Below are 21,252 nucleotides of genomic sequence, written 5' to 3'. Positions count from 1 at the left end.
CGGATGCCCCGATTTTTGTGGGATGGTCCACAGCCCTACGAACGAACGGCGGCCGTGAGGTGGATTCGTCTCCGACTTGCAGGTATGGTCCGGCCGGCCCGGAGTGCTGCCCCGAGAGGGTGGCGCGGCCCGACTACGACCGACGAGTAAACGACGAACGCCCGATGGTGTGAAGTTGCCGACGGTGTTCGCCGGAAAGGCGATCGTGTCCGCTATCGCAGTGAAGTCGCTCTACAAGATCTTCGGCAGCCGCCGTGCCGAAGCGGTGCGACGGCTCAAGGATGGAGCACCCCGCGCGGAGGCGCTGGCGGGACTTTCCGCGACGACGGCTGCGGTGATCGACGCGAGCCTCGAGGTCCGCCCGGGCGAGATCTTCGTGGTCATGGGGCTGTCCGGGTCCGGCAAGTCCACCCTGATCCGGATGCTCAACGGCCTGCTGCGCCCGACCAGCGGCAGCGTCGAGGTGGACGGTGTCGACCTCGGCAAGCTGAAGCCCGCCGCCCTGCGCCGGCTGCGCCGGGAGAAGATCAGCATGGTCTTCCAGCACTTCGCCCTGCTGCCGCACCGAACGGTGCTGGAGAACGCCGGCTACGCCCTGGAGATCGCCGGCCTGCCCAAGGCCGAGCGCCGGGAGCGGGCCATGGAGGCGATCCGCATGGTCGGCCTGGACGGCTGGGAGGACAAGCTCCCGCAGGACCTCTCCGGCGGCATGCGCCAGCGGGTCGGCCTGGCCCGCGCGCTGGCCGCCGGCACCGACATCCTGCTGATGGACGAGGCGTTCTCCGCGCTGGACCCGCTGATCCGTCGCGAGATCCAGGACCAACTGCTGGAGCTCCAGGCCGAGCTGGGCAAGACCATCGTCTTCATCACCCACGACCTCAACGAGGCCATGCGGCTCGGCGACCGGATCGCGGTCATGCGGGACGGCCGCATCGTCCAGATCGGGACCGCCGAGGAGATCCTCACCGACCCGGCGAACGACTACGTCGAGCGGTTCGTCGCCGACGTGGACCGCACCCGCATTCTCACCGCCTCGTCGGTGATGGTGAAGCCGCACAGCGTGGTGGACGTCAACGCCGGGCCGCGGGTCGCCGCCCGGGCGCTGCGCGAGACGCAGACCTCCGTGGTGTACGTGACCGGCAACCAGAAACGCTTCCTCGGCACCGTCACGGAGGACGAGGTCAGCCGGGCGCTGCGCGCCGGCCGGCAGAGCCTCGACGGCTACGTCCGCACCGACCACGTCCGCACCGTGCACCACGGCACCGCGGTCGCCGACCTCTTCGCCGACTGTGCCGAGAGCGTCCACCCGGTCGCCGTGCTGGACGACCGGGACCGGCTGGCCGGTGTGATCCCCCGGATCACCCTGCTCAGCGCGCTGGGCAGCCTCACCGGCGACACCGACCGCGCCGACGAGGCCCCGCCGTCCCCCGTGGACGAGGCCGGCCCGACGGCGTCGGACGTGCCGGCCGAGTCCGGCCCGGCCGTGCCGTCCGCGATGGACCTCGGCGTGGCCGGGGCCCCGATGACCGACCTGGCCCGGGTGACCACGGAGGTACGCGGCGAGCCGGTGGCGGCGACCCGCGAGAAGGAGGAAACGGCATGAGTACGACCGACGCACCGCTGGACGTCGTACTGCCCCGGCTGCCGTTGGGCGAGTGGACCGAGAACGCCGTGGAATGGGCCACCGGCACGCTGGGCCCGGCGTTCGACGGCATCGCCACCGTGGTCGACGCCCTCGTCGAACCGCTGGACACCCTGCTCACCGCCGCCCCGGCCGTCGTGGTGGTGCTGGTCTTCGCCGCCCTCGGTCTCTGGCTGCGCGGCTGGAAGTTCGGCCTCGGCGCGGCCGTCGGGCTCGGCCTGGTCGCCGGCATGCCGTACTGGGCGGAGACGATGAGCACGCTGGCCCAGGTGCTGGTGGCCAGCGCGCTGTCGCTGCTGCTCGCGGTGCCGCTGGGCGTCTTCGTCGCGGAGAACCGCCGCGCCTCCCAGCTCGCCCGGCCGGTGCTGGACCTGATGCAGACCCTGCCGGCGTTCGTCTACCTGATCCCGGCGATCTTCTTCTTCGGCATCGGCACCGTGCCCGGCGTACTGGCCACCGTGGTGTTCAGCATGCCGCCCGGCGTCCGCCTGACCGAGCTGGGCCTGCGCCAGGTGGACCGGGAACTCGTCCAGGCCGGCGAGGCGTTCGGCGCCTCCCCGTGGAAGATCCTGCTCCGCACCAAGCTGCCGCTGGCCCTGCCGACCATCATGACCGGGGTCAACCAGGTCATCATGCTGGCGCTGTCCATGGTGGTCATCGCCGGCATGGTCGGCGCCGGCGGCCTCGGCGACGTGATCATGTTCGCCCTGGCCCAGGTCGAGGTGGGCAGCGGCTTCGAGGGCGGCATCGCCGTCGTGGTCCTCGCCGTGGTGCTCGACCGGCTCACCGACTCGATCGGCGGGCGGTTCCCGGCCGCCCGGGCACAGCGGGCCATGCAGCAGCAGTCCTGACCGTTTCACCACCCGAGAACCGCGGCCATCCGGCCGGTGGCGTGGCCCGTCCGCGTCCCGATCAGCCGGTGGCCGACCACGGGCGGGCGACCCGATCCCGTACGTCATGGTGGCCGCGCACGCGGCGGCCACCCGCGCGTGCCGGGCCGCCCGCCCATCGAAGGAAGGAAGACGATGTTCGCAGCATTGAAGCGTGGGGTAGCCCTCGCCCTGGCCGCCACCCTGGCCCTGGCCGGCGCGGCCTGCGGTGAGTCCGACAGCGGCTCCGGCTCCGGCTCCGGCGACAAGAAGATCACCATCGGCTACATGGCCTGGGACGAGGCGATCGCCGCCTCGCACCTGTGGCAGGAGATCCTGGAGCAGAAGGGCTACCAGGTCCAGCTCAAGAACCTGGAGGCCGGGCTGGTCTACGGCGGCCTGGCCAACGGGGACATCGACCTGTTCCTGGACGGCTGGCTGCCCCAGACCCACGCCTCGTACCTGGAGAAGTACGGCGACAAGCTGGAGAAGCTCGGCGTCTGGTACGACAACGCCAGCCTGAGCATCGCGGTGCCCAAGTACGTCGAGGGCGTCGACTCGCTGGACGACCTGAAGGCCAACGCCGGTATGTTCGGCGGCGAGATGATCGGCATCGAGCCGGGCGCCGGCCTGACCAAGGCCACCCAGGAGAAGGTCCTGCCGGAGTACGGGCTGACCGGCGCGATGAAGCTGAAGACCTCCTCGACGCCGGCGATGCTCGCCGCGCTGGACGGCGCCATCGCCGACAAGAAGCCGATCGTGGTCACCCTGTGGCACCCGCACTGGGCCTACGCCAAGTACGAGCTGAAGGACCTGACCGACGCCAAGGGCACCCTCGGCGCCGCCGAGGAGATCCACTCGCTGGGCCGCCAGGGCTTCGGCGCGGACTTCCCCGAGGTCGCCGCGATGCTGAAGAAGTTCAAGCTCAGCGACCAGCAGCTCGGTGACCTCGAGGACCTGATGTTCAACACGCACAAGGGCGACGAGGCCAAGGCCGTGGACGAGTGGCTGAAGGCCAACCCGGACTTCGAGAAGTCGCTGTCCTGACCCGTACGCCGGTGCGGCGGGCGACGAGGCACCCCTCGTCGCCCGCCGTTCGCGTTCCCGGGCCCGGTACCCTGCCGGCGTGACGGAGAGCGGCGACGGGGAACGGCTGGCGGCCTCGCTGGCCGGGTGGCTCGACCGGCTCACCTTCACCGACCTGACCACCGATCAGGTGACCGCCCGGTTGGTCGACGCGGTGGCCGGCTGGGCGGGGGAGCGGGGCTGGCGGGTCTACCGGCGCGCGCCCAGCGTGCTGCCGTTGCCGCCGCCGATGTCGGGGCAGCCGTCGGTGCTCGACGTGGCCTGCGCCCGGCCCGACGGTCCGCCCGTGGTGGTCGAGATCGACCACGGCACCCGGCGGCGGACCTGGGAGAAGCTGCTCGCCGAGGCCGGCGCGGGCCGGATCCCGCTCTGGGTGCGCTGGGGTGCCGGCCGGTTCACCGCGCCGCCCCCGCCCATCCGGATGGTGACCTGCGTGGTCACCCGGCGCGCCGGCCCCGACGGCCCGCTGCACAGCCGCTCCCCGGCGACCGACCGGCCGCCACCGGCGCACTCCGCCGGGGACCTGGGCCCGGCGGACGCCGTGGAACTGCCGCTCCCGCCACCCGGCCCCGGGTGTTAGAAAGGGCCCCGCCTATACCGAATGCGTCAAGCGGGGGCCCCGCCATTCACTCGAAGCGACTGGGGTCGCCGGCGCCGACCCGCAGGATCTCCGGTCCGCCGTCGGAGAAGTCCACCACCGTGGTCGGCACCGTGCCGCACTCGCCGGAGTCGAGCACCGCGTCGAGCACGTGGTCCAGCCGTTCCTTGATCTCCCAGCCCTGGGTGAGCGGCTCCTCCTCGTCCGGCAGCAGCAGGGTGCTGGACAGCAGCGGCTCACCCAGCTCGGCGAGGAGCGCCTGGGTCACCGTGTGGTCCGGGATCCGCACCCCGACGGTCCGCTTTCTCGGGTGCAGCAGCCGGCGCGGCACCTCCTTCGTCGCCGGCAGGATGAACGTGTAGCTGCCCGGCGTGGCCGCCTTGATCGCGCGGAACGACGCGTTGTTGATCTGCACGAACTGCCCGAGCTGGGCGAAGTCGGCGCAGACCAGGGTGAAGTGGTGGCCGGTGCCCAGGTGGCGGATCTCCCGGATCCGGTCCAGGCCGTCCCGGTTGCCCAGCCGACAGCCGAGCGCGAAGCACGAGTCCGTCGGGTAGGCGATCAGGCCGTCCGCCCGGATCAGGTCCACCACCTGTTTGATCGCTCGCGGCTGCGGGTTGTCCGGGTGCACGTCGTAGTACTTGGCCACACTGCGGAGCTTAGGCCCTGTCCCGCCGATCATCACGGGCCACGGCGGGCCCAGACGGCAAGCGGCGCCAGACACCGGCATGATCGACAGGACCGGGCCTAGGAGGAGGCGGCGGTCGGCGGCGCACAGCGGCCGCCTACCCGCCCGGCCCGCCGCCCGACGCGGCGGTACGGCCGGCGCGCGATCAGGCGGTTGCCGGGCTGGCGGTCAACGCGGGGTCCGGCGTCGCCGCATCGGTGCGGTAGAGCGGATCGCCGGCGGTCAGCCGGATGGTGAACCCGTCGACGTCCCGGTATTGGGCCACGTGGTTGCACGACTGGTGGGTGATCCACAGGCCGAGCCCGCCCGGGCCGCCGTGGCGGGCCGGCAGCAGCCCGGCGAACGGGTCGCTGGGGCCCTCGCCACGGTCGGTGATGCTGACCACGATGCGGTCGTCACCCGACCAGACCCGCAGCCGCACCGCCGGGCGGCCGTAGCGCAGCGCGTTGGTGACCGTCTCGCTCACCGCGACGACCAGGTCCTCCACCTGGTCGAGCGGGAGCCGGCCGCCGTCCGCCGCGTACACCGCCCGGCGCGCCTCGGCGGCGGTGGGGTCGGTCAGCTCGACCGCGGGCGGGGTCAGTTGCAGCGGGTCGGGGACGGGAAGGCGGTTCTCCGCCAGGTAGACCGCCGGCTCGGTGTAGTGCTCGCTCGGCACGTGCCGGCGGTCCGCGGTGGCATACCGGGGATGGGTACGGGCCACCTCGGCCAGCACCTCCGGCGGGGCGACCCGGGTGTCGTACGCGCACATGCTCCAGAGCGGGAAGTCGTCGTACGCGTGGTTTATCGCCGACTCGTACCGGGCCCACCAGTCCCACGTCACGCCCAGCATCGACGGGGCCAGCTCACCGATGATCCGGATCTGCCCGACCCCCCGCGCCAGGTGCGCGGCGAGCAGGGCGCGGTAGGAGCGGATCGCCGCGGTGGGGCGGGCGTAGAGGTCGCCGCCGCTGAGGAAGTCCACCTCCGCGCCGGCGGGCAGGGCCGACCGGACCAGTGCGGCGTGCCGTTCGCCGAACGCGACGATGGTCGGCTCGCCCGCGGCGACGCCGTCGAGCAGGAACGGCACCGTGACCGCCAGCAGTTCCTCCTCCGAGCCGTAGCAGACGGCCTCGTGGTAGTAGCCCTGGTGGCCGGCGGCCGCTCCAGTTCTCATCGGGCGGCCTCCACCCGGACGCCGGTGAGCGCGAGCATCTCGACCAGCCGGGACGCGGTGGGCAACGACGCGCGCAGGACGGCAACCGCCCCCCGCCGGGCCGCGTACCGGGCCAGGTGGGTCAGGCAGCGGTGGTCGATGTAGCGCAACCGCGGGCCGCACAGCCGCAGCTCGCCGTCCACCGGGCGCAGCTCCGCCCGCTCCAGCGCCGCCGCGAACAGCTCATGGTTGGACGGATCCAGCTCGCCGGCCAGCTCCGCGCAGTCGGTGCCCGGACCGCAGGCCGCCAGCCGGAAGAGCAGGCCCGGCGCGTTGGTGTGCCGGTGCAGGCAGGCCAGTTCGGCCACCGCCGGGTCACCCAGCCGGGTGCGGTCGTACGCGCACATCGCGGAGAACGGCCGGGCCCGCATCAACCGGTCGACGCGGTGCTCGTAGCGGGCGAACCGGTCGCGCTGGGCCGGGGTGCCGGCGAGGCCGCTGCACTCGGCCACCACCCGCAGACCGGTGTGCCCGGCGGCCAGCGCCGCCTCGGTCGCGGTGGCGTAGGCGTGCACCTGGCCCACCGGGTCGACCAGCCCGTCCGGCGGGTACGCCGACCAGGGCGCGACGATCCGGAGGTCGCCCCGGCGCAGGGCCGCGTCGAGGCCGGGCAGCCCGGCCAGCCGTTCCCGGGCCACCTCGGCCGGGTCCGGCCCCACGTACCAGCCCTGCTCGCCGGCGGCGAGCCCGGCGGACAGGAAGCGGCGGGCCGCGTCGTCGAAGACCGCCGAGTCGTCGTACGACCAACAGACGTGACCACGGGACACGGCTGACCGCTGCTCGGTGATCACGTCCCGCATCCCATGCCGGCAGTGTAGGCCCGGATCACGGGCCGGTCGACGGTGGCACCGCACGTCAGAGCGGCCGGCCGAGGTTTGCCGGCGCCGCCCGGCGGTACTGCCCAACGGAGACATCCACGACGAGGAGGCGGCATCCGGTGAACGTCAACGACCTGCTGGCCGAGACCTACGGCCGGTTGCCCGAGCTGGTCCGGTCGGCGGTGGACGGCCTCTCCGCGGAGCAGTTGCGCCAGCCGCCCGCGCCGGGCGCCAACCCGGTCGGCTGGCTGGTCTGGCACCTGACCCGGATCCAGGACCACCATGTGGCGGACCTGCTCGGCGAGGAACAGGTCTGGGTCTCCGGGGACTGGGCGCCCCGGTTCGGGCTGAAGGCGGACCCGGACGACACCGGCTACGGGCACGGGCCGGAGGAGATCGCCGCCGTCCGGCCGGAGGGGCCGACCGCCCTGGTTGGCTACTTCACGGCGGTCGCCGACCGTACCCGGCGGTTCCTGGCCGGGCTGACCACCGCCGACCTGGACCGGGTGGTGGACGAGACCTGGGACCCGCCGGTGACCCTCGGGGTCCGGCTGCTCAGCGTGGTCGACGACGACCTGCAGCACGCCGGCCAGGCCGCCTACGTCCGCGGGCTGATCCTGCGCTGACCCGCCGGGCCGGTCGTCGGCGGCCGGCCCGGCGGTGGGTCACGGCACGATGACCGCGCGCCCCTCCAGCGTCCCGTCCCGCAGCTGGTGGTACGCGGACACCGCCTCGTCCAGCCCGAAGGTGGTGACCTTCGGGCGGGCCAGGCCCCGGGCGCCCAGGTCGAGCACCTCGATCAGCTCCGGCCGGCTGCCCCAGTACACGGTCTGGATGCTCACCTCGTACGGCACCGAGAAGAACGACACCGGCAGCGTGCCGCCGGCGATCCCCACGATGGTCAGATCGCCCAGCGTCCGGGCCACCGAGACGCCCAGCTTCAGCGTGGCGTCCGCGCCCACGAAGTCCAGCACCACGTCGACGCCCCGGCCGCCGGTGGCCGCCCTGATCCGGTCCGCCGCGTCCTCGTCCGGGCGCAGGGTCAGGTCGGCTCCGTACTCCCGGGCAAGGGTCAACGCGTCGTCCCGGGTGTCCACCGCGATGATCTTGGCCGCGGTGGTCGCCTTGAGGATCTGCACCCCCACGTGCCCGAGGCCACCGACCCCGATGACCAGGGCGGTGTTGCCCGGTGCCAGCTTCGGCCAGGACCGGCGGATCGCGTGGTACGGGGTGAGTCCCGCGTCGGTCAGCGGCGCGGCCTGCACCGGGTCCAGCCCCTCGGGCAGCGGCACCAGGTGGCGCGCGTCGGGCACCAGCAGGTACTCGGCCATCCCGCCGTCCAGGCCCAGCCCACCGCCGCCGCCGGGCGCCGGCGCCCCGGCCGGGTTCTCGCAGTAGGTGTCCATCCCGACCCGGCAGCGGGCGCAGCTCCCGCACCCCCAGGGCCCGTAGACGGCCACCGGCTGGCCCACCTCCGGTCCGGTCACCCCCGGGCCGAGGGCGTGCACCCAGCCGGCGTTCTCGTGGCCCAGCGTGAACGGTGGGTTCCAGGGCACCGCGCCGGCCTCGAAGTCGTGCATCAGGTGCAGGTCCGAGTGGCAGGCCCCGGCGCCGCCGATCTTCACGACCACCTGACCGGGGCCGGGCTCCGGCTGGGGCACGTCGACCAGTTCCGGTTCGGTTTTCCAGTTCGGCAATCGCAGTGCGCGCATCGGGTGGCTCTCCCGTCCGTGTGGCGTCCTCCGTGCTGCCTGCCCGGTCCCGAGCGAGCCAAACAGCAGGTGAGCCGGCCCGCGGCGGCCCTCTGGCCTCGGCCGCGGGCCGCCGCCGCGAGGTTCACCCGGAGCGGGTGATCCCGGCTCACCCCCTGGCGCGGGAGGCTCGCCCGGCGGAGTCGAGGGGGAGGACGGGCGATGGCGGCGTCTGCGGCGGAACACCTGGCCAACCGGGTCGATGGCCGACATCCGGAGTTGCCGGAGACCACGGCGGGCACGTTGCGGCTCGACATCCGGGCGGACGGCCACACGGACCACTGGTACCTCACCATCCACGACCAGGACGTCGACGTGAGCCGTTCGTCGGCGGAGGCGGACCTGGTCGTGGCGGCCGACCGGGCGGTGTTCGACCGGCTCGCCGCCGGACGCGCCCACATCGGCTCGGCGTTGCTGCGCAACGACGTGTACGCGCGGGGCGACCTGCGGCTGCTGATGTCGTTGCGCCGGCTGTTCCCCGGCCCGCCGGACGCCCGCCACCCCCGTACCTGCGGGTTGATCGGGGAGGCGGCCCGGTGAAGCAGGAACTGGTGCACGTGCTGGCCGGCAACTCCTTCGCGGTCAGCGACGCCGAGGGGGACATGCGCCCCGACCCGCAGGCGCCGGTCGGGTTGTTCTCCTTCGACACCCGGTTCCTGTCGCACTGGGTGCTGACCGTCGACGGGAGCCCGCTCGACGCGCTGTCCCGGGACGACCTGGAGTACTTCGAGACCCGGTTCGTCCTGGTGCCCGGCACGGCCAGCCACTACGTGGACGCCACCGTGTCGGTGATCCGGCACCGCTCGATCGACGACAGCTTCAACGAGCGGATCACCGTGCTGAACCACTCGGCGCGGCCGGCCGAGTACACCGTCCGGATGGAGGTCGGCAACGACTTCGCCGACACCAGCGAGATCGCCGGGCCGCGCCCCCGGCCGGTCACCGTCACCCGCAATCCCAGCCAGCTCCGCCTGCGGTACGCCCGGGAGCGATTCTCCCGGGAGACGGTGGTCACGGCCACCGAGCCGGCCGAGGTGGACGACGCCGGCCTGACCTTCCGGATCAACGTGCCCCCCAACGGGTCGTGGACCACCGACCTGCACGTCCAGATGGTGCTGCGCGGCGAGGGCAGCCGGGACATCCGGGCTCACCTGGAGACCCACCAGCAGCAGGTGCGCGCCGACATGCGGCAGCAGTTGCAGGACTGGCGGGACCGGGTGCCGCAGCTGAGCGCCGCCCGGCGGACGGTGCGCGAGACCTACCAGACGTGCCTGAGCGACCTCGCGGCGCTGCGCTACACGCCGCTGTCGTACCCCGAGGCCGTGCCGGTCGGCGGCCTGCCCTGGGCGATGACCCTCTACGGCCGGGACGCGATCGTCACCTGCCTGGAGACGCTGCCGTTCACCCCGGAACTCGCCCCGGCCACGCTGCGCATGCTGGCCCTGACCCAGGGCGGGCAGCTTGACGACGCCCACGACGAGGAACCCGGCAAGATCATCTGCGAGACCCGGTACGGCGAGTCCGCGGCCTTCGGTGACGAGCCCACCTCGTTCTACTTCGGGGCCGCCGACACCACCCCGCTCTTCGTGGTGCTGCTCGACGAGTACGAGCTGTGGTCCGGCGACGCTGACCTGGTGCGGCAGCTACGGCACCCGGCCCGGATGGCGCTGGACTGGATCGACGCGTACGGCGACCTGTGCGGCGACGGGTACCTGCGGTACCAGCGGCGCAACACCCGCCGGGGCGTGATCAACCAGTGTTGGAAGAACTCGCCCGATGCGATCCGCGACCGGCACGGCCACGCCCCGGCGTTCCCCCGGGCAACCTGCGAACTGCAGGGCTACGCGTACGACGCGAAGGTGCGCGGCGCCCGGATGGCCCGCGAGTTCTGGAACGACCCGGCGTACGCCGACCGGCTCGAGCACGAGGCCGCCGCGCTGAAGGAGCGGTTCAACCGGGACTTCTGGCTGCCCGAGCGGGGCTACTACGCGCTCGCGCTGGAGCCGGACGGCACCCCGGTCGACGCCCTCGCCTCCAACATCGGGCACCTGCTGTGGAGCGGGATCGTCGAGGAGGACCGGGCGGTGTCGGTGGCCGGGCACCTGATGGACGACCGGATGTTCTCCGGCTGGGGGGTGCGCACGTACGCGGACGGGCAGTTGCCGTACAACCCGGTCGCCCCGCACCTGGGGGCGGTGTGGCCGGCCGACAACGCGCTGATCGCGGCGGGCCTGCGCCGGTACGGCTTCGACTGGGAGGCCGCCCGGATCGTCGACGCGATGTTCGCCCTGGCCGAGCGGCTCGACGGTCCGGTGCCGGAGGTGGTGGCCGGCTATCCCCGGCAGGTCACGAAGTACCCCGTCCAGCTGCCCTCCGCCGGCCGCCCGCAGTCCTGGTCCTCCGGCGCGCTGCTGATGCTGCTCGCCACCGGCCTCGGCCTGCGTCCCTGCGGGGAGAACCTGCTGGTCGACCCGGTCCTGCCGGAGGGGTTCGGCCAGCTCGACGTGCTGGACATCCCCGGCCGCTGGGGGTACTCCGACGCGCACGCCCGGGACCGGGGCCCGCGCGGCGAGGGGCACCGGCGGCGGTTGCGCGGCTGAGCCGGTGGCCTACCGGTCGCTGGTCGTCCCCGCGCCCGGCGCCGCGCCGTCCGTCCCGGCCGGCGCCGTCCGGCCGCGCGTCTCCGCCTCGGCCGGCACCGCCGGCACCGGGCGGCTCGGTGGCCACGTTGCTCTGGATGGTGAAGTAGGGCAGCAGGCCGGTGACGGTGGCCGGACCGAGGGCGGTGAGCACGATCCCGGCCACCACGCTGACCACGATCGCCAGGCGCAGGGTCGCCGCCAGGCGTCGACGCCGCAGGGTCTCGGGGCAAGCTACCAGCCACGGCCCGGTCGGCGGCCCAGGGTATCGGGCTCTCGCCGGTCAGCGGGCCCCGGCGCCCGAGGGCGAGGTGCCGCCGGTGCTGCTCGGCCTCCCGGCCGGAGCCGATGGGTGCTCCGCGCGCGACATCGGCTGCCCGGTCGACCCGTTGCCCGGCGACGCCGAGCCGGACTCGGCCTTGGGTGAGCCGGACTGGGCCTTCGGCGAGCCGGACTGGGGATTCGGCGAGTGGGACTGGGGATTCGGCGAGTCGGACTCGGCCTTCGGTGGGCCGGACGGGGCCTGGCTCGGCCGGTCGGCGAGCACCCGGTCGCAGTAGCCGGCCACCCTGTCCCGCCCGCCGGCCGCGTCGACCAGCCGGGCGAAGGCGGGATTGTCCAGGTTGCTCTTCGGGTTGGCGCGCAGGTGCGCCCGGTAGGACCGGCACAGCCCTCCGTGCGCCTCGGTGGCGGACGGTCCCGCCGAGGTGGACGGCGGTGGGGTGGCCGGGTCGCCCGGCGTCGCGGTGGGCCGTTGCGGCGCCACCGACGGTGTGGCGCCGGGCCCCGGCCCGGGGCGCAACGGATGGGGCAGGGTGCCGTTGACGGCGGCGTACGCCACGCCGCCGGTGGCCGTGACGGCGAGGACCGCCGCGCCGATCCGCACGCCCCACCGGCCGGCCGGCCCGCGCGTGGCCACCGGCGTCACCGGCAGGACCGACCCGGCGCGCGCCAACCGGTAGGCGTGCAGCGCGGCGTCCTCGCCGGCCAGTTCGCCGGGACGCGGGGTGGCGCGTACCGCGGTGAGCAGCTCCACGAGCGCCGGTGGCCCGTGCGGCGGTGCGGCGGGCCGACCGGCGAGCAGTCGCTCGGCGGTCTCCTGGTCCATGCGGTGTGCGTTCATCTCGTGTCCCTCAGCGCCGCACGGTGCCGGGACGTCACATCGGCGGCCGGCGGAGGAGGGGGCGCACCGGGCCGGCCGCCACCGCGTGGCGAAAAACGTCGCGCCGGTCAGCCCATCGATCGTGACCCGTCGATTGATTCGCGGATGAGGTCGGCGTGCCCGGCATTGCTGGGCCACCTCGGAGAGCAGATGCAGCACCACCCTGCGGACGGACCAGGTGGCCCCGGGCGGAAACCAGGCGCCGACGGCAGCGGGTGTGCCGTGTCGAGGTCAAGGGTCGCGATCAGCCGGTCGCTCGCCGCGGCCCACCTCGGCGTACGCCTCGACCAGCCCGGCCAGCGTCGTGCCTGGCGGCATCCAACCTAGGCCCGACCCCCGACCCTTTTCCGGGGTGCGCCCCGCCAGCGGTTGCCGATCCGGACGGACCGGGGTGAACTGAATTACATGGGTGTCATCAAGGTGGGGACGTCGTCCTGGGCGGACCAGCTGCTGGTGCGCTCCGGCTGGTATCCCCGTCAGGTCAACAACCCGGCCGGTCGGCTCGGCTACTACGCCGAGCGATTCCCGGTCGTCGAGGTGGACACCTCCTACTACGCGGTGCCGGCGCCGGAGACCACCGCGGGCTGGGTCGCCGCCACCCCGCCCGGGTTCACTTTCGACGTCAAGGCGTTCAGCCTGTTCACCGGGCACCACACCCCGGTCGCGGCGCTGCCCAAGGACCTGCGGCCGACCGGCGGGCCGATCCGGATCCGCTGGCGGGACCTGTCGCCGGAGGCGTACGACGAGATGTGGCGCCGGTTCCGGGTGGCGCTCGACCCGATCGCGGCGGCCGGCCGGCTCGGGGCGGTCCTGCTCCAGTTCCCGCCCTGGCTGGCCGCCGGCGACGCGGCCCGCCGGCAGATCGTGGCCGCCGCGCGGCGGTGCCGGCCATGGCGCATCGCGGTCGAGCTGCGGCACGCCTCCTGGTTCGACGGCACCGCCGCCGTGGACACCCTGACCTTCCTGGCCGAGCACGGCCTGAGCTACGTCTGCGTGGACATGCCGCAGGGGCATTCCTCGTCCGTGCCGCCGATCGTGATGGCCACCGCCGAGCTGGCGATGGTCCGGTTCCACGGGCACAGCGAGGCGTGGGCCAGCGGCGACAAGCAGGAGAAGTTCCGCTACGCGTACGGCGAGGACGAGCTGCGGCGCTGGGCCGCGCGGTTGGCCGGGCTGGCGGCGGAGGCTACCGAGGTGCACGTGCTGATGAACAACTGCTGCGGCGACCAGGCCCAGCGGGACGCGGCCCGGCTGGCCGAGCTGCTCGCCGACCGGGCCGTACCGGCCGCCGGCTGAGCCCGCCCCCCGACCCCGCCGAGCCCGGCGGAGGGCGTTCGGTGCGGATGTGGCGCGGCCTGCGGTCTTGCGGGCCCGGGCGCCGCGACTGGTAGCGTCCCTGGTCGGTTCGATGTAGACATTGCCCGACCCTCGGTCGACGATCAGGTGCAGGAGAGAGTCAGTGGCTCAGTGGCAGGGAGAAATCCGGCGCGCGTCGCGGGACGACGCGACGGTCGTCGCGACGCTCCTCGGTGCGGCGTTCATGGCCGACCCGATCAGCGGGTGGATCTTCCCGGACGAGCGGCACCGGGCCGCGGTGCACCCGGCCTTCTTCGGGGAGTTCGTGCAGCTGGCCCTCGACGGCGGTGAGGTGTGGCTGGCGGACGACGGCGCCGGCGCGACGCTGTGGCTGCCGGTGCTCGACAGCGGCCACGACGACGACGGCGATGGCGCGGACCTCTACCGGGCCCTGGAGGCCGGGGTGGGCGCGGACGCGATGAAGCGCTTCGCCGTGCTGGACGAGCTGATGACGGCCAACCACCCGGGCGAGCCGCACTGGTACCTGCCGTTCGTCGGCGTGCACCCCGACCACCACGGCACGGGTGTCGGCTCGGCCCTGATGGGCCACCAGCTGACCCGGCTCGACGCGGAGGGCCACGCGGCGTACCTGGAGGCGAGCAACCTGCGCAACGCCGCCCTCTACGAGCGGCTCGGCTTCCGCCGCCGGCCGGTCACCCTCGACCTGCCGGACGGGCCCACCCTCTACCCGATGTGGCGCGACCCGGCCTGACGCCGGCGTTTCTCCCGGTGGGCGGGGCACCCGCCCACCGGGAGAGCGACGAGCCGTGTGAGGACCCTCACAGCGTCCCGGATGCCGGCCCGAGCCCGCCGGGCCGCCGCCGCGCTGATCGGGAACGGTCAGCGGCGGACCGCGACGGTTGCCGCGTCGAGCGCGACGACCACCGCCGCGACCAGGCCGTCCAGCGGTGGGGGCAGGAACTTGCGGCACTCGCGCATCCGCGCGGAGACCTGCTCGTCGAACGCCACCGAACCCACACCGACCGCCCCGGTCAGCGACGCCAGCAGGACGGTTTCCACGTCCAGCTCGTTGGGCTGGTGGCGCATCAGCAGGGCGGTGAGCCGGACCCGCGGCGCGGCCGCCTGGTTCGGGTCCACCGCCGGCCAGCGCACCCCGCGCCGCAGGCCCCGGCTCTGCTCCCGGCGCACCACCCCGGTGTTGACCAGCCGGGTGCCGACCCGCTCGCGGATCTGCTGATGTTCGCGCAGGTAGCGGATCCACAGCCGGGTCGGGTGCACGCCCTCCCGGCCGAGGATCTCGGTGACGATGAGATCGGTCAGCGGCTCCCGCCACAGCCGGCGGTCCACCGCCACCACGCCACCGTTGTCGATGGTGATCCGCCGTTCGAAGATCAGCTCCGCCATGGCCGCGCCGGCCAGGGCGAACTCGAGGCGATCTGTCGCGCCGTGCGGTTTGCCGGAGAACTCATCGTGCCCGATAAGGAACAGCGCATCGGCGAGTCGATACGCGGAGTGTGCACTGTGGTTGGTCATGGGCATCCTCAGCCAGGCCGTCACGAGCGTCGACACGGCACGGTACGGCATGAACACGCGCTGTTCAATTCGGGTGATCGTGTAAACACTTGGACAAGGTTCTCCGAAGTGGACTTGTGACAATCCGTGATCACCAATACCCTGCCACAGGATCTCTGATCACCCCTCACCTTCACGTCACGCCCCCTCAGGAGATAACTTGTCCTCCGATCCGTTCTTCTCCGACAGCGGTCTGCGCCGCGGGCGACTCGGGACCGCTCACCTGGTCTTCTTCACGGTCGCCGCGTCCGCCCCCCTGACTGTTCTCGGCGGTGGTGTCACCACCATGTACGCGGTGAGCGGCAACATGGGTGCCGCCCTCAGCTACGTCCTGCTCGCCGGCGTGCTGGCGGTCTTCGCCGTCGGCTACGCGGCGATGAGCCGGCACGTCGCCAACGCCGGCGCCTTCTACGCGTACATCGCCAACGGGCTCGGCCGGGCCGGCGGCGTCGCCGGCTCCGCCGTGGCGCTGGCCGCCTACAACGCGATTCAGATCGGCCTGTTCGGCCTGCTGGGCGCCATCCTCCAGGACTTCATGGCGACCAAGTTCGACATCGACCTGGCCTGGTGGGTCTGGGCCCTGGTCGCCTGGGTGATCGTCGGCCTGCTGGGCATCCTGCGGATCGACCTGAACGCCACGGTGCTGGCCGTTCTGCTCGGCCTCGAGTGCATCGTTGTGATCATCTTCGACGTGGTGTCGTTCGCCCACCCGGGCGGCGGCATGGTCACCGTCGACGGCATCCTGCCTGGCAACCTCTTCACCGCCGGCTTCGGCGCCGTCCTGGCCTTCGGTATCGCGTCCTTCACCGGCTTCGAGAGCGGCGCCATCTACAGCGAGGAGGTCAAGGACCCCCGTCGCACGGTGGCCCGGGCCACCTACATCGCCGTCGTCTTCACCGGCCTCTTCTACGCCCTGTCCGCCTGGGCGCTGACCGTGCTGACCGGCCCGGAGAACGCCGCCGCCGCCTCCGCGGAGGCGGGCCCCGGCGTGGTGTTCGGCGCCCTCGAGCAGTACGCCGGCGTCGTCGTCGCCGACATCGCCAGCGTCCTGTTCATCACCTCGGTGCTGGCGGCGCTGCTGTCGTTCCACAACGGTGTGGCCCGTTACCTCTACGCCCTCGGCCGTGAGCACGTGCTGCCCCGCTTCCTCGGCGCCACCTCCAACCGGAGCGGTGCGCCGATCGCCGGCTCGCTCGTGCAGAGCGCGCTCGCCGTCGTCGTCTTCCTGGCCTTCGCGTTCAGCAACCGGGACCCGATCCTCGACCTGTTCACCTGGCTGTCCGGCGCGGCCGCCGTCGGCGTGGTGCTGCTGATGACGCTGACCTCGGCCGCCGTGGTGGGCTTCTTCCGCGGCCGGCCCGGCCCGGAGACGACGTGGCAGCGGGTCATCGCGCCGTCGCTGGGCACCATCCTGCTCGCCGCCGTGCTCGGCGTGCTGCTGATGAACTTCGACGCGATGCTGGACCCGAACACCCCCTCGTACCTGAGGTGGCTGCTGCCGGCGATCCCGGTCATCGCCATGCTGATCGGCCTCATCTGGGGTGTCGCGCTCAAGTCGATGCGTCCCGAGGCGTACGCCCGGATCGGTCGGGTCACCGAGGAGGGCCTGCACGAGCCCGGCCTGCACCCGGTGCCGGAACCCGAGCGGGACCTCTGGCAGTCCGGCCACCGGCGCTGACCCCACCCCGACCGTACGGCCCGGCCGCCCCGCGCGGCCGGGCCGTTCGTCGTCTCCGGTGCGGTCGTGGGCGCCGCCGGTGCCCGCGGATCAGCCCGTGACCTCCATCAGCACCCCGCTGCGCGGCCGGGTCGGCAGGCGGTGCAGCGGGATGGTGAGATCCTGCTCGGGCAGCCGGTACGCCAGCCGGGCCAGCCGGACCACCAGCGCCCGCAGCAGCGCGACCGTGATCGTCTCGCCCGGGCAACGGTGGCCGGTCCGCGGGTCCCCGCCGCCCTGCGGCACCAGCTCGAACTCGCCGATCTGCCGGCCCACGAAGCGCTCCGGGGTGAACCGGTACGGTTCCGGCCACAGCCGGGGATCATGGTTCTGCCCGTACAGGTCCAACAGCACCGTGCCGCCGGCCGGGATCCGGACCCCGTCGAAGGCCAGGTCCCGCACCGCCCGGCCGCCGACGAACGGCGCGAACGGGTAGAAGCGGCGGACCTCGTGCGCGTACGCCTCGGCGAAGGCCGGATCGCCGCCGGCCAGCCGCTCCCGATGCGCCGGCCACCGGTGCAGGGCATGCCCGGCGAACGCCACGAACCAGCTCACCGCCACCGTCGGGCGCAGGATGTTGAGCAGCTCCACGGCGGCCAGGCAGGAATCGAGGGCATTCCCGTCGGCGTCCCGGTGCCGGGCCACCGCCACCACCGCGCTGTCCTCCGGCACGTCCGTCTCCCCCCGGCGGACCCGCTCGAACAGGGCGGCGAACTCGTTCTCCCGGTGGGTGCGGGCCCGGCGGGCGCGCAGGTTCCGGGGCCCGAGCGAGCCGAAGCCGTCGACCAGCGCGACCAGGTCGGCGGCGAGCGCCGGCGTCTGCGCGTCGGGCGGCCGCAGGCCCGTCCAGCCGCAGACGGCCCGGGTCAGCACCTCCGCCACGGCGTCGAAGAGCACTACCGGTCCGCCGCCGGTCCACCGCTTCGCCGCCGCGTCCCAGCCGGACTCGACGCGGCCCACCAGGTCGTCGATGCCGCCGTCCATCAGCAGACCGGTGAAGAGCGCCTTGCGGACCCGGTGCGCCGCGCCGTCGAGGGTGTGCACCGCGCGGTGCCCGAACAGGGTGCTGCGCACCGGCTCGGGAACGGCGCCGTGCCGCCGCACGTGGCCTTCGTCGTAGAAGAAGCGGGCCGCCTCGGGCCCGTGCAGGGCCACCACGGGCAGGCCGAGCAGCCGGGTGGCGTACGCGTCGGCGCCGGCCCGGCGCAGCCGGTTGGGCAGCCAGCCGTAACCCTGGGTGGCGAGGGCGAGGGTGTCGTCCAGACGGAAGCGGGCCATGCCGGGGATCCTGCCCCCGGCACGGCCCGGCAAACCGCCGATCAGTCCCGGGTCACCCCTTCCGGATGCATCCCGGTCGCCTCCTCCAGCGCGTTGTCGGGCAGGTCCGCCCCGGCCCGGTCGTCCGGGAAGGTGCGGCGGGCGGGCGCCGGATCAGGCGGCGCGCCCGGGCCCGCCTCGGTCGTCCGGGTCGGCTCGACCGACCCGAACCCGTGCCGGCCGGCCGGTCCCGTCGGAGCCGCGGCCGCCCCCGCCCGGCGCTCGCCCCGGCGTCCGGGCGGCACGGCGGTCGCCTCGCTGCCCTCGTCCATCGGGTCGTCCTCGCCGGCGCCCCAGGGCGGGTCGGCGTCGAAGCCGTCCGTGGTGCCCCAGGGCGCGGCCGACTCCGGCCCGCCGCCATCGCGGGGTCCTTCCTTCGCGCTCATCGCCACCTCACCGCTCGTCGCCTGCCGCTCAGTGCGACATCGCCATCCGGCGCTTCACCGCGGCCATCGCCGCCACCTTGCCGGCCGTGCGTGGCGCGCTCATCATCCCGCCGGCGCGGCCGAGCATGCCGCGCAGCACCTGGCCCGGCTTCTGCTGCTCGCTCATGTAGGCGGTGACCACGACCAGCGAACCCGTCAACGCCGGGATCGCCCACTGCAACATCCGCATCTGCCGTTGCCGCCCCGCCACGTCCGCCGGCGTCTGGTGGTTGGGCGCGGTGGTCCCGTCCACGGACGGGTTGCCCGCCCGCTCCAGCCTTCGCCCGACCAGCCGGCTGTAGCCGGTGACCGCGAGCGCGCCGATGGTGAGCGCCGTCTTGACCGCGCTCACCCGACCCACCCCGCGCTGGGTCATCATCCGGGGACTCTCGGTGGCCAGCTCGCCGACGGCGCCGGCCAGGTGTGCGCCGATCGCCGCCGCGTTCACCGGGGTCCACCGGGACCACCCGGCCGAGGCGACCGGGAGCCGCTGGGTCGAGTCGCTGATCTGTGCCGCCGCGCCGTTGACCCCCAGCGCTCCCATCAGGGAGCCGCCGAACCAGGCCGCCAGGCCGAGATCGTGCATGGAGCGCAACGCGGTGTGCCGTTCGGACATCTGATCCCCCTCCACGTGTTCGGGCGCAGCGGCTTACCCACCCTTCGCGCGACTACGCACCCGCCCCGGCGGGTAGCCCCTGGGCGAGCAGCCGGAAAACCGACGGAAGGAGACACCGATGTCGCAGCCGGACGAGAGCCGCGAGAAGACGTCCTCGACGGACGCGGTGCTGATGCACCCGGGCAACGACCCGCGCCGGGAGACCGCCGCCCAGAAGCCGCCCGCCGAGCGCGGGCAGACCCGGGTGGAGCGGGACGGCCGGCTGGTGCCGGTGGAGGAGACGGAGGACCGGGCCTAACACGTGGCGGCGAAGGCGGCGACCCGCTCGGCCAGCGGCTCGCTGGCGCGTACCCAGGTGAAGTGGTCGAGCGGGGCGCCGGCCTCGGCGACCCGGTAGCGCTGCCGGGTCACCGGGGCGGCGGCCAGTTTGGCGCAGAGCACGTCCATGGTCGGGTGCGGGGTGTACTGGTCGTCGTCGACGCTGACCGCCAGCACCGGGACCGTCACGGTGGCCACCGCGGCCTCCGCGTCCACCCCGTCCAGGCGGGGGAAGCGGCCGGTGCGCGCGGTGTACGCCCAGTCGCGGATCACCCCGCGGGCCTGCCGCCCGCCGAAGCCCCAGCCCGGCCAGACCCGCAGCGCCGCGGCCACCGCCGCGATCCCCTGGGTGTACGGCAGCACGCCCCACCCGCGGCGGCCCGGGTAGGACCGCCAGTAGGGCAGGCCGACCGCGACCAGCGCCAGCCCGTCCACCGCGGCCGGGCCGTGCAGGGCGAGGTGCAGCAGGGCCGCCTGCCCGCCCAGGGAGTGGCCGAGCAGCAGGGTGGTGCGCCCGTCGAGCCGCGGCTTCAACGCGTCGAGCACCGCGCCGACGTCGGCGGCCAGCTCGGCGTAGCCGTACCGGCAGGCGCGGCTGGGGCGGGGCGTGCTCGCGCCGGTGCCGCGCAGGTCGGCGACGACCACCGCCAGCCCGGCGGCGCGCAGCGCGGCGGCGAACGGTCGGTAGTAGCGGGCGCGTACGCCCATCGCCGGCCAGATCACCACCACCGGCGCGCCCGGCGGGCCGTCCGGTTCCGGATAGACCTGGACGCCGAGCCGCGCCCCGTCGACGTCGACGAACTCCTGGGTGTACTCCGTGTCCCCGCGCACCGCCCCAGCCTAGTGCCGCAGGCTACCCGCCGGTAGCTACCGGGTCCGGCCGGCGAGGTGACACCGGCCGGGAATCCTCCCCGGGCCTCGCCGCCGGGACGGCGGCCCGGCCCACTGCGGCCGGGACGCCGCCCGGCCGGCCCGCCCGGGTCACCCGGTCCACCGCGGCCAGCACGGCCGGCAGGTCCAGCGCGGCCAGCGCCGGGTGCGCCGCCCCGGCCGGACCCGGCGGCCGGGGCCCGGCCCACAGGGCCTGGTGCCACGGCCGGTCCGGCGGTGGCCCCCACCATGCCGGTGGGACCGGCCCGAACAGCAGCACCGACGGGGTGCCGTAGCCGGTGGCCAAGTGCCCGACGCCGGTGTCGCCGCAGACCACCAGCCGGGCGTGGGCGACCAGCGCGGCCAGCTCGCCGACGTCGGTAGCGCCGGCCAGCACCGCCGACGCCGGCAGCCCGGCCCGCCGGGCCACCTCGACGGCGAGCGGGGCCTCGGCGGCGGAACCGGTGACCACCACCCGGTGACCCCGGTCGGCCAGTTCCCGGGCCAACGCGGCGAACCGGTCGACCGGCCAGCGCCGCTGCGCCGCCTTGCTGCCCGGGTGCAGGACGGTTGCCCCGGTCGGCTGGCCGGCCGGCTCGGGCTGGCGCAGTGCCAGGTCGGTGCGGTCGGCCGGGATGCCGTACCAGGCCAG

General features: G+C 74.0%; 20 protein-coding genes and 2 pseudogenes. 11 read left to right on the top strand and 11 right to left on the bottom strand.

The window, feature by feature from the left end; translation table 11 throughout:
* Window positions 1-205: 205 nt before the first annotated feature.
* The 4 genes and pseudogenes from AB0H57_RS28705 to AB0H57_RS28690 form a co-directional block, all read left to right on the top strand.
* Window positions 206-1,387: pseudogene (locus AB0H57_RS28705) on the top strand (glycine betaine/L-proline ABC transporter ATP-binding protein); the annotation flags it as partial.
* A gap of 212 nt (window positions 1,388-1,599) precedes the next feature.
* Window positions 1,600-2,493, top strand: coding sequence for an ABC transporter permease subunit (locus tag AB0H57_RS28700; RefSeq protein ID WP_357511774.1), 894 nt, complete (start codon window positions 1,600-1,602; stop codon window positions 2,491-2,493).
* 174 nt (window positions 2,494-2,667) lie between these two features.
* Window positions 2,668-3,558: a glycine betaine ABC transporter substrate-binding protein gene (locus AB0H57_RS28695; RefSeq protein ID WP_357511772.1), complete on the top strand. Its 891-nt coding sequence runs from the start codon at window positions 2,668-2,670 to the stop codon at window positions 3,556-3,558.
* A 79-nt stretch (window positions 3,559-3,637) separates the two neighbouring features.
* Window positions 3,638-4,177, top strand: a complete 540-nt coding sequence (locus tag AB0H57_RS28690) for a hypothetical protein (RefSeq protein ID WP_357511770.1) — start codon at window positions 3,638-3,640, stop codon at window positions 4,175-4,177.
* 46 nt (window positions 4,178-4,223) lie between these two features.
* Here AB0H57_RS28690 and AB0H57_RS28685 read toward each other — a convergent pair whose 3' ends face one another.
* The 3 genes from AB0H57_RS28685 to AB0H57_RS28675 all read right to left on the bottom strand — a co-directional run bounded on the left by AB0H57_RS28685 (window position 4,224) and on the right by AB0H57_RS28675 (window position 6,878).
* The gene (locus tag AB0H57_RS28685) at window positions 4,224-4,844 is read right to left on the bottom strand and encodes an L-threonylcarbamoyladenylate synthase (protein ID WP_357511768.1); all 621 of its coding nucleotides are present in this window, start codon (window positions 4,842-4,844) and stop codon (window positions 4,224-4,226) included.
* A 184-nt stretch (window positions 4,845-5,028) separates the two neighbouring features.
* A complete protein-coding gene (locus AB0H57_RS28680) occupies window positions 5,029-6,039 on the bottom strand; it encodes an anti-sigma factor RsbA family regulatory protein (RefSeq protein WP_357511766.1) in 1,011 nt (336 codons plus the stop codon).
* Window positions 6,036-6,878, bottom strand: coding sequence for an MEDS domain-containing protein (locus AB0H57_RS28675; RefSeq protein WP_357511764.1), 843 nt, complete (start codon window positions 6,876-6,878; stop codon window positions 6,036-6,038). The genes AB0H57_RS28680 and AB0H57_RS28675 overlap by 4 nt, the downstream gene beginning before the upstream one ends.
* A gap of 137 nt (window positions 6,879-7,015) precedes the next feature.
* Between AB0H57_RS28675 and AB0H57_RS28670 the strand changes: the two genes are divergently transcribed.
* On the top strand, window positions 7,016-7,522 hold the full coding sequence (locus tag AB0H57_RS28670) for a DUF664 domain-containing protein (protein ID WP_357511762.1): 507 nt from the start codon (window positions 7,016-7,018) through the stop codon (window positions 7,520-7,522).
* A 39-nt stretch (window positions 7,523-7,561) separates the two neighbouring features.
* Here the strand turns inward: AB0H57_RS28670 and AB0H57_RS28665 are convergent, their stop codons facing one another.
* The gene (locus tag AB0H57_RS28665; RefSeq protein ID WP_357511760.1) at window positions 7,562-8,608 is read right to left on the bottom strand and encodes an NAD(P)-dependent alcohol dehydrogenase; all 1,047 of its coding nucleotides are present in this window, start codon (window positions 8,606-8,608) and stop codon (window positions 7,562-7,564) included.
* 201 nt (window positions 8,609-8,809) lie between these two features.
* Here AB0H57_RS28665 and AB0H57_RS28660 point away from each other — a divergent pair, with 201 nt between their 5' ends.
* Both AB0H57_RS28660 and AB0H57_RS28655 read left to right on the top strand, forming a co-directional pair.
* Entirely contained in the window at window positions 8,810-9,187 is a 378-nt protein-coding gene (locus AB0H57_RS28660) for an SCP2 sterol-binding domain-containing protein (protein ID WP_357511758.1), read from the top strand.
* Entirely contained in the window at window positions 9,184-11,247 is a 2,064-nt protein-coding gene (locus tag AB0H57_RS28655; RefSeq protein WP_357511756.1) for a glycogen debranching N-terminal domain-containing protein, read from the top strand. Before AB0H57_RS28660 ends, AB0H57_RS28655 begins: the two co-directional genes overlap by 4 nt.
* 322 nt (window positions 11,248-11,569) lie before the next feature.
* Here AB0H57_RS28655 and AB0H57_RS28650 read toward each other — a convergent pair whose 3' ends face one another.
* Complete coding sequence (locus AB0H57_RS28650; RefSeq protein WP_357511754.1) at window positions 11,570-12,409, bottom strand: hypothetical protein; 840 nt, start codon at window positions 12,407-12,409, stop codon at window positions 11,570-11,572.
* A gap of 444 nt (window positions 12,410-12,853) precedes the next feature.
* Between AB0H57_RS28650 and AB0H57_RS28645 the strand changes: the two genes are divergently transcribed.
* Window positions 12,854-13,744 (top strand): DUF72 domain-containing protein, encoded by an 891-nt coding sequence (locus AB0H57_RS28645; RefSeq protein ID WP_357511752.1) that lies wholly within the window; start codon window positions 12,854-12,856, stop codon window positions 13,742-13,744.
* Between the two features lie 163 nt (window positions 13,745-13,907).
* The gene (locus tag AB0H57_RS28640; protein ID WP_357511750.1) at window positions 13,908-14,516 is read left to right on the top strand and encodes a GNAT family N-acetyltransferase; all 609 of its coding nucleotides are present in this window, start codon (window positions 13,908-13,910) and stop codon (window positions 14,514-14,516) included.
* 128 nt (window positions 14,517-14,644) lie between these two features.
* Here AB0H57_RS28640 and AB0H57_RS28635 read toward each other — a convergent pair whose 3' ends face one another.
* Window positions 14,645-15,298: a GPP34 family phosphoprotein gene (locus tag AB0H57_RS28635; protein WP_357511748.1), complete on the bottom strand. Its 654-nt coding sequence runs from the start codon at window positions 15,296-15,298 to the stop codon at window positions 14,645-14,647.
* A gap of 199 nt (window positions 15,299-15,497) precedes the next feature.
* Between AB0H57_RS28635 and AB0H57_RS28630 the strand changes: the two genes are divergently transcribed.
* A complete protein-coding gene (locus AB0H57_RS28630) occupies window positions 15,498-17,015 on the top strand; it encodes an APC family permease (protein ID WP_357511746.1) in 1,518 nt (505 codons plus the stop codon).
* Between the two features lie 90 nt (window positions 17,016-17,105).
* Here AB0H57_RS28630 and AB0H57_RS28625 read toward each other — a convergent pair whose 3' ends face one another.
* Genes AB0H57_RS28625 through AB0H57_RS28615 form a run of 3 tightly spaced genes read right to left on the bottom strand, consistent with a single transcriptional unit; the run spans window position 17,106 to window position 19,412 of the window.
* Window positions 17,106-18,332, bottom strand: a complete 1,227-nt coding sequence (locus AB0H57_RS28625; protein WP_357511744.1) for a cytochrome P450 — start codon at window positions 18,330-18,332, stop codon at window positions 17,106-17,108.
* Window positions 18,333-18,373: 41 nt separating this feature from the next.
* The gene (locus AB0H57_RS28620) at window positions 18,374-18,757 is read right to left on the bottom strand and encodes a hypothetical protein (RefSeq protein WP_357511742.1); all 384 of its coding nucleotides are present in this window, start codon (window positions 18,755-18,757) and stop codon (window positions 18,374-18,376) included.
* Window positions 18,758-18,785: 28 nt separating this feature from the next.
* A complete protein-coding gene (locus tag AB0H57_RS28615; protein WP_357511740.1) occupies window positions 18,786-19,412 on the bottom strand; it encodes a hypothetical protein in 627 nt (208 codons plus the stop codon).
* Between the two features lie 118 nt (window positions 19,413-19,530).
* Here AB0H57_RS28615 and AB0H57_RS28610 point away from each other — a divergent pair, with 118 nt between their 5' ends.
* Window positions 19,531-19,710, top strand: coding sequence for a hypothetical protein (locus tag AB0H57_RS28610; protein ID WP_357511739.1), 180 nt, complete (start codon window positions 19,531-19,533; stop codon window positions 19,708-19,710).
* On the opposite strand, the gene AB0H57_RS28605 is transcribed toward AB0H57_RS28610, so the two are convergent.
* Complete coding sequence (locus tag AB0H57_RS28605) at window positions 19,707-20,561, bottom strand: alpha/beta fold hydrolase (protein WP_357511737.1); 855 nt, start codon at window positions 20,559-20,561, stop codon at window positions 19,707-19,709. The genes AB0H57_RS28610 and AB0H57_RS28605 overlap by 4 nt on opposite strands.
* Before the next feature lie 136 nt (window positions 20,562-20,697).
* Window positions 20,698-21,252 (bottom strand): annotated as a pseudogene (locus tag AB0H57_RS28600) (glycosyltransferase family 9 protein); the annotation flags it as partial.

The sequence above is a fragment of the Micromonospora sp. NPDC050686 genome, assembly GCF_040654475.1.
Taxonomy (GTDB): domain Bacteria; phylum Actinomycetota; class Actinomycetes; order Mycobacteriales; family Micromonosporaceae; genus Micromonospora.
This window is presented reverse-complemented; position numbering and strand designations above follow the sequence as displayed.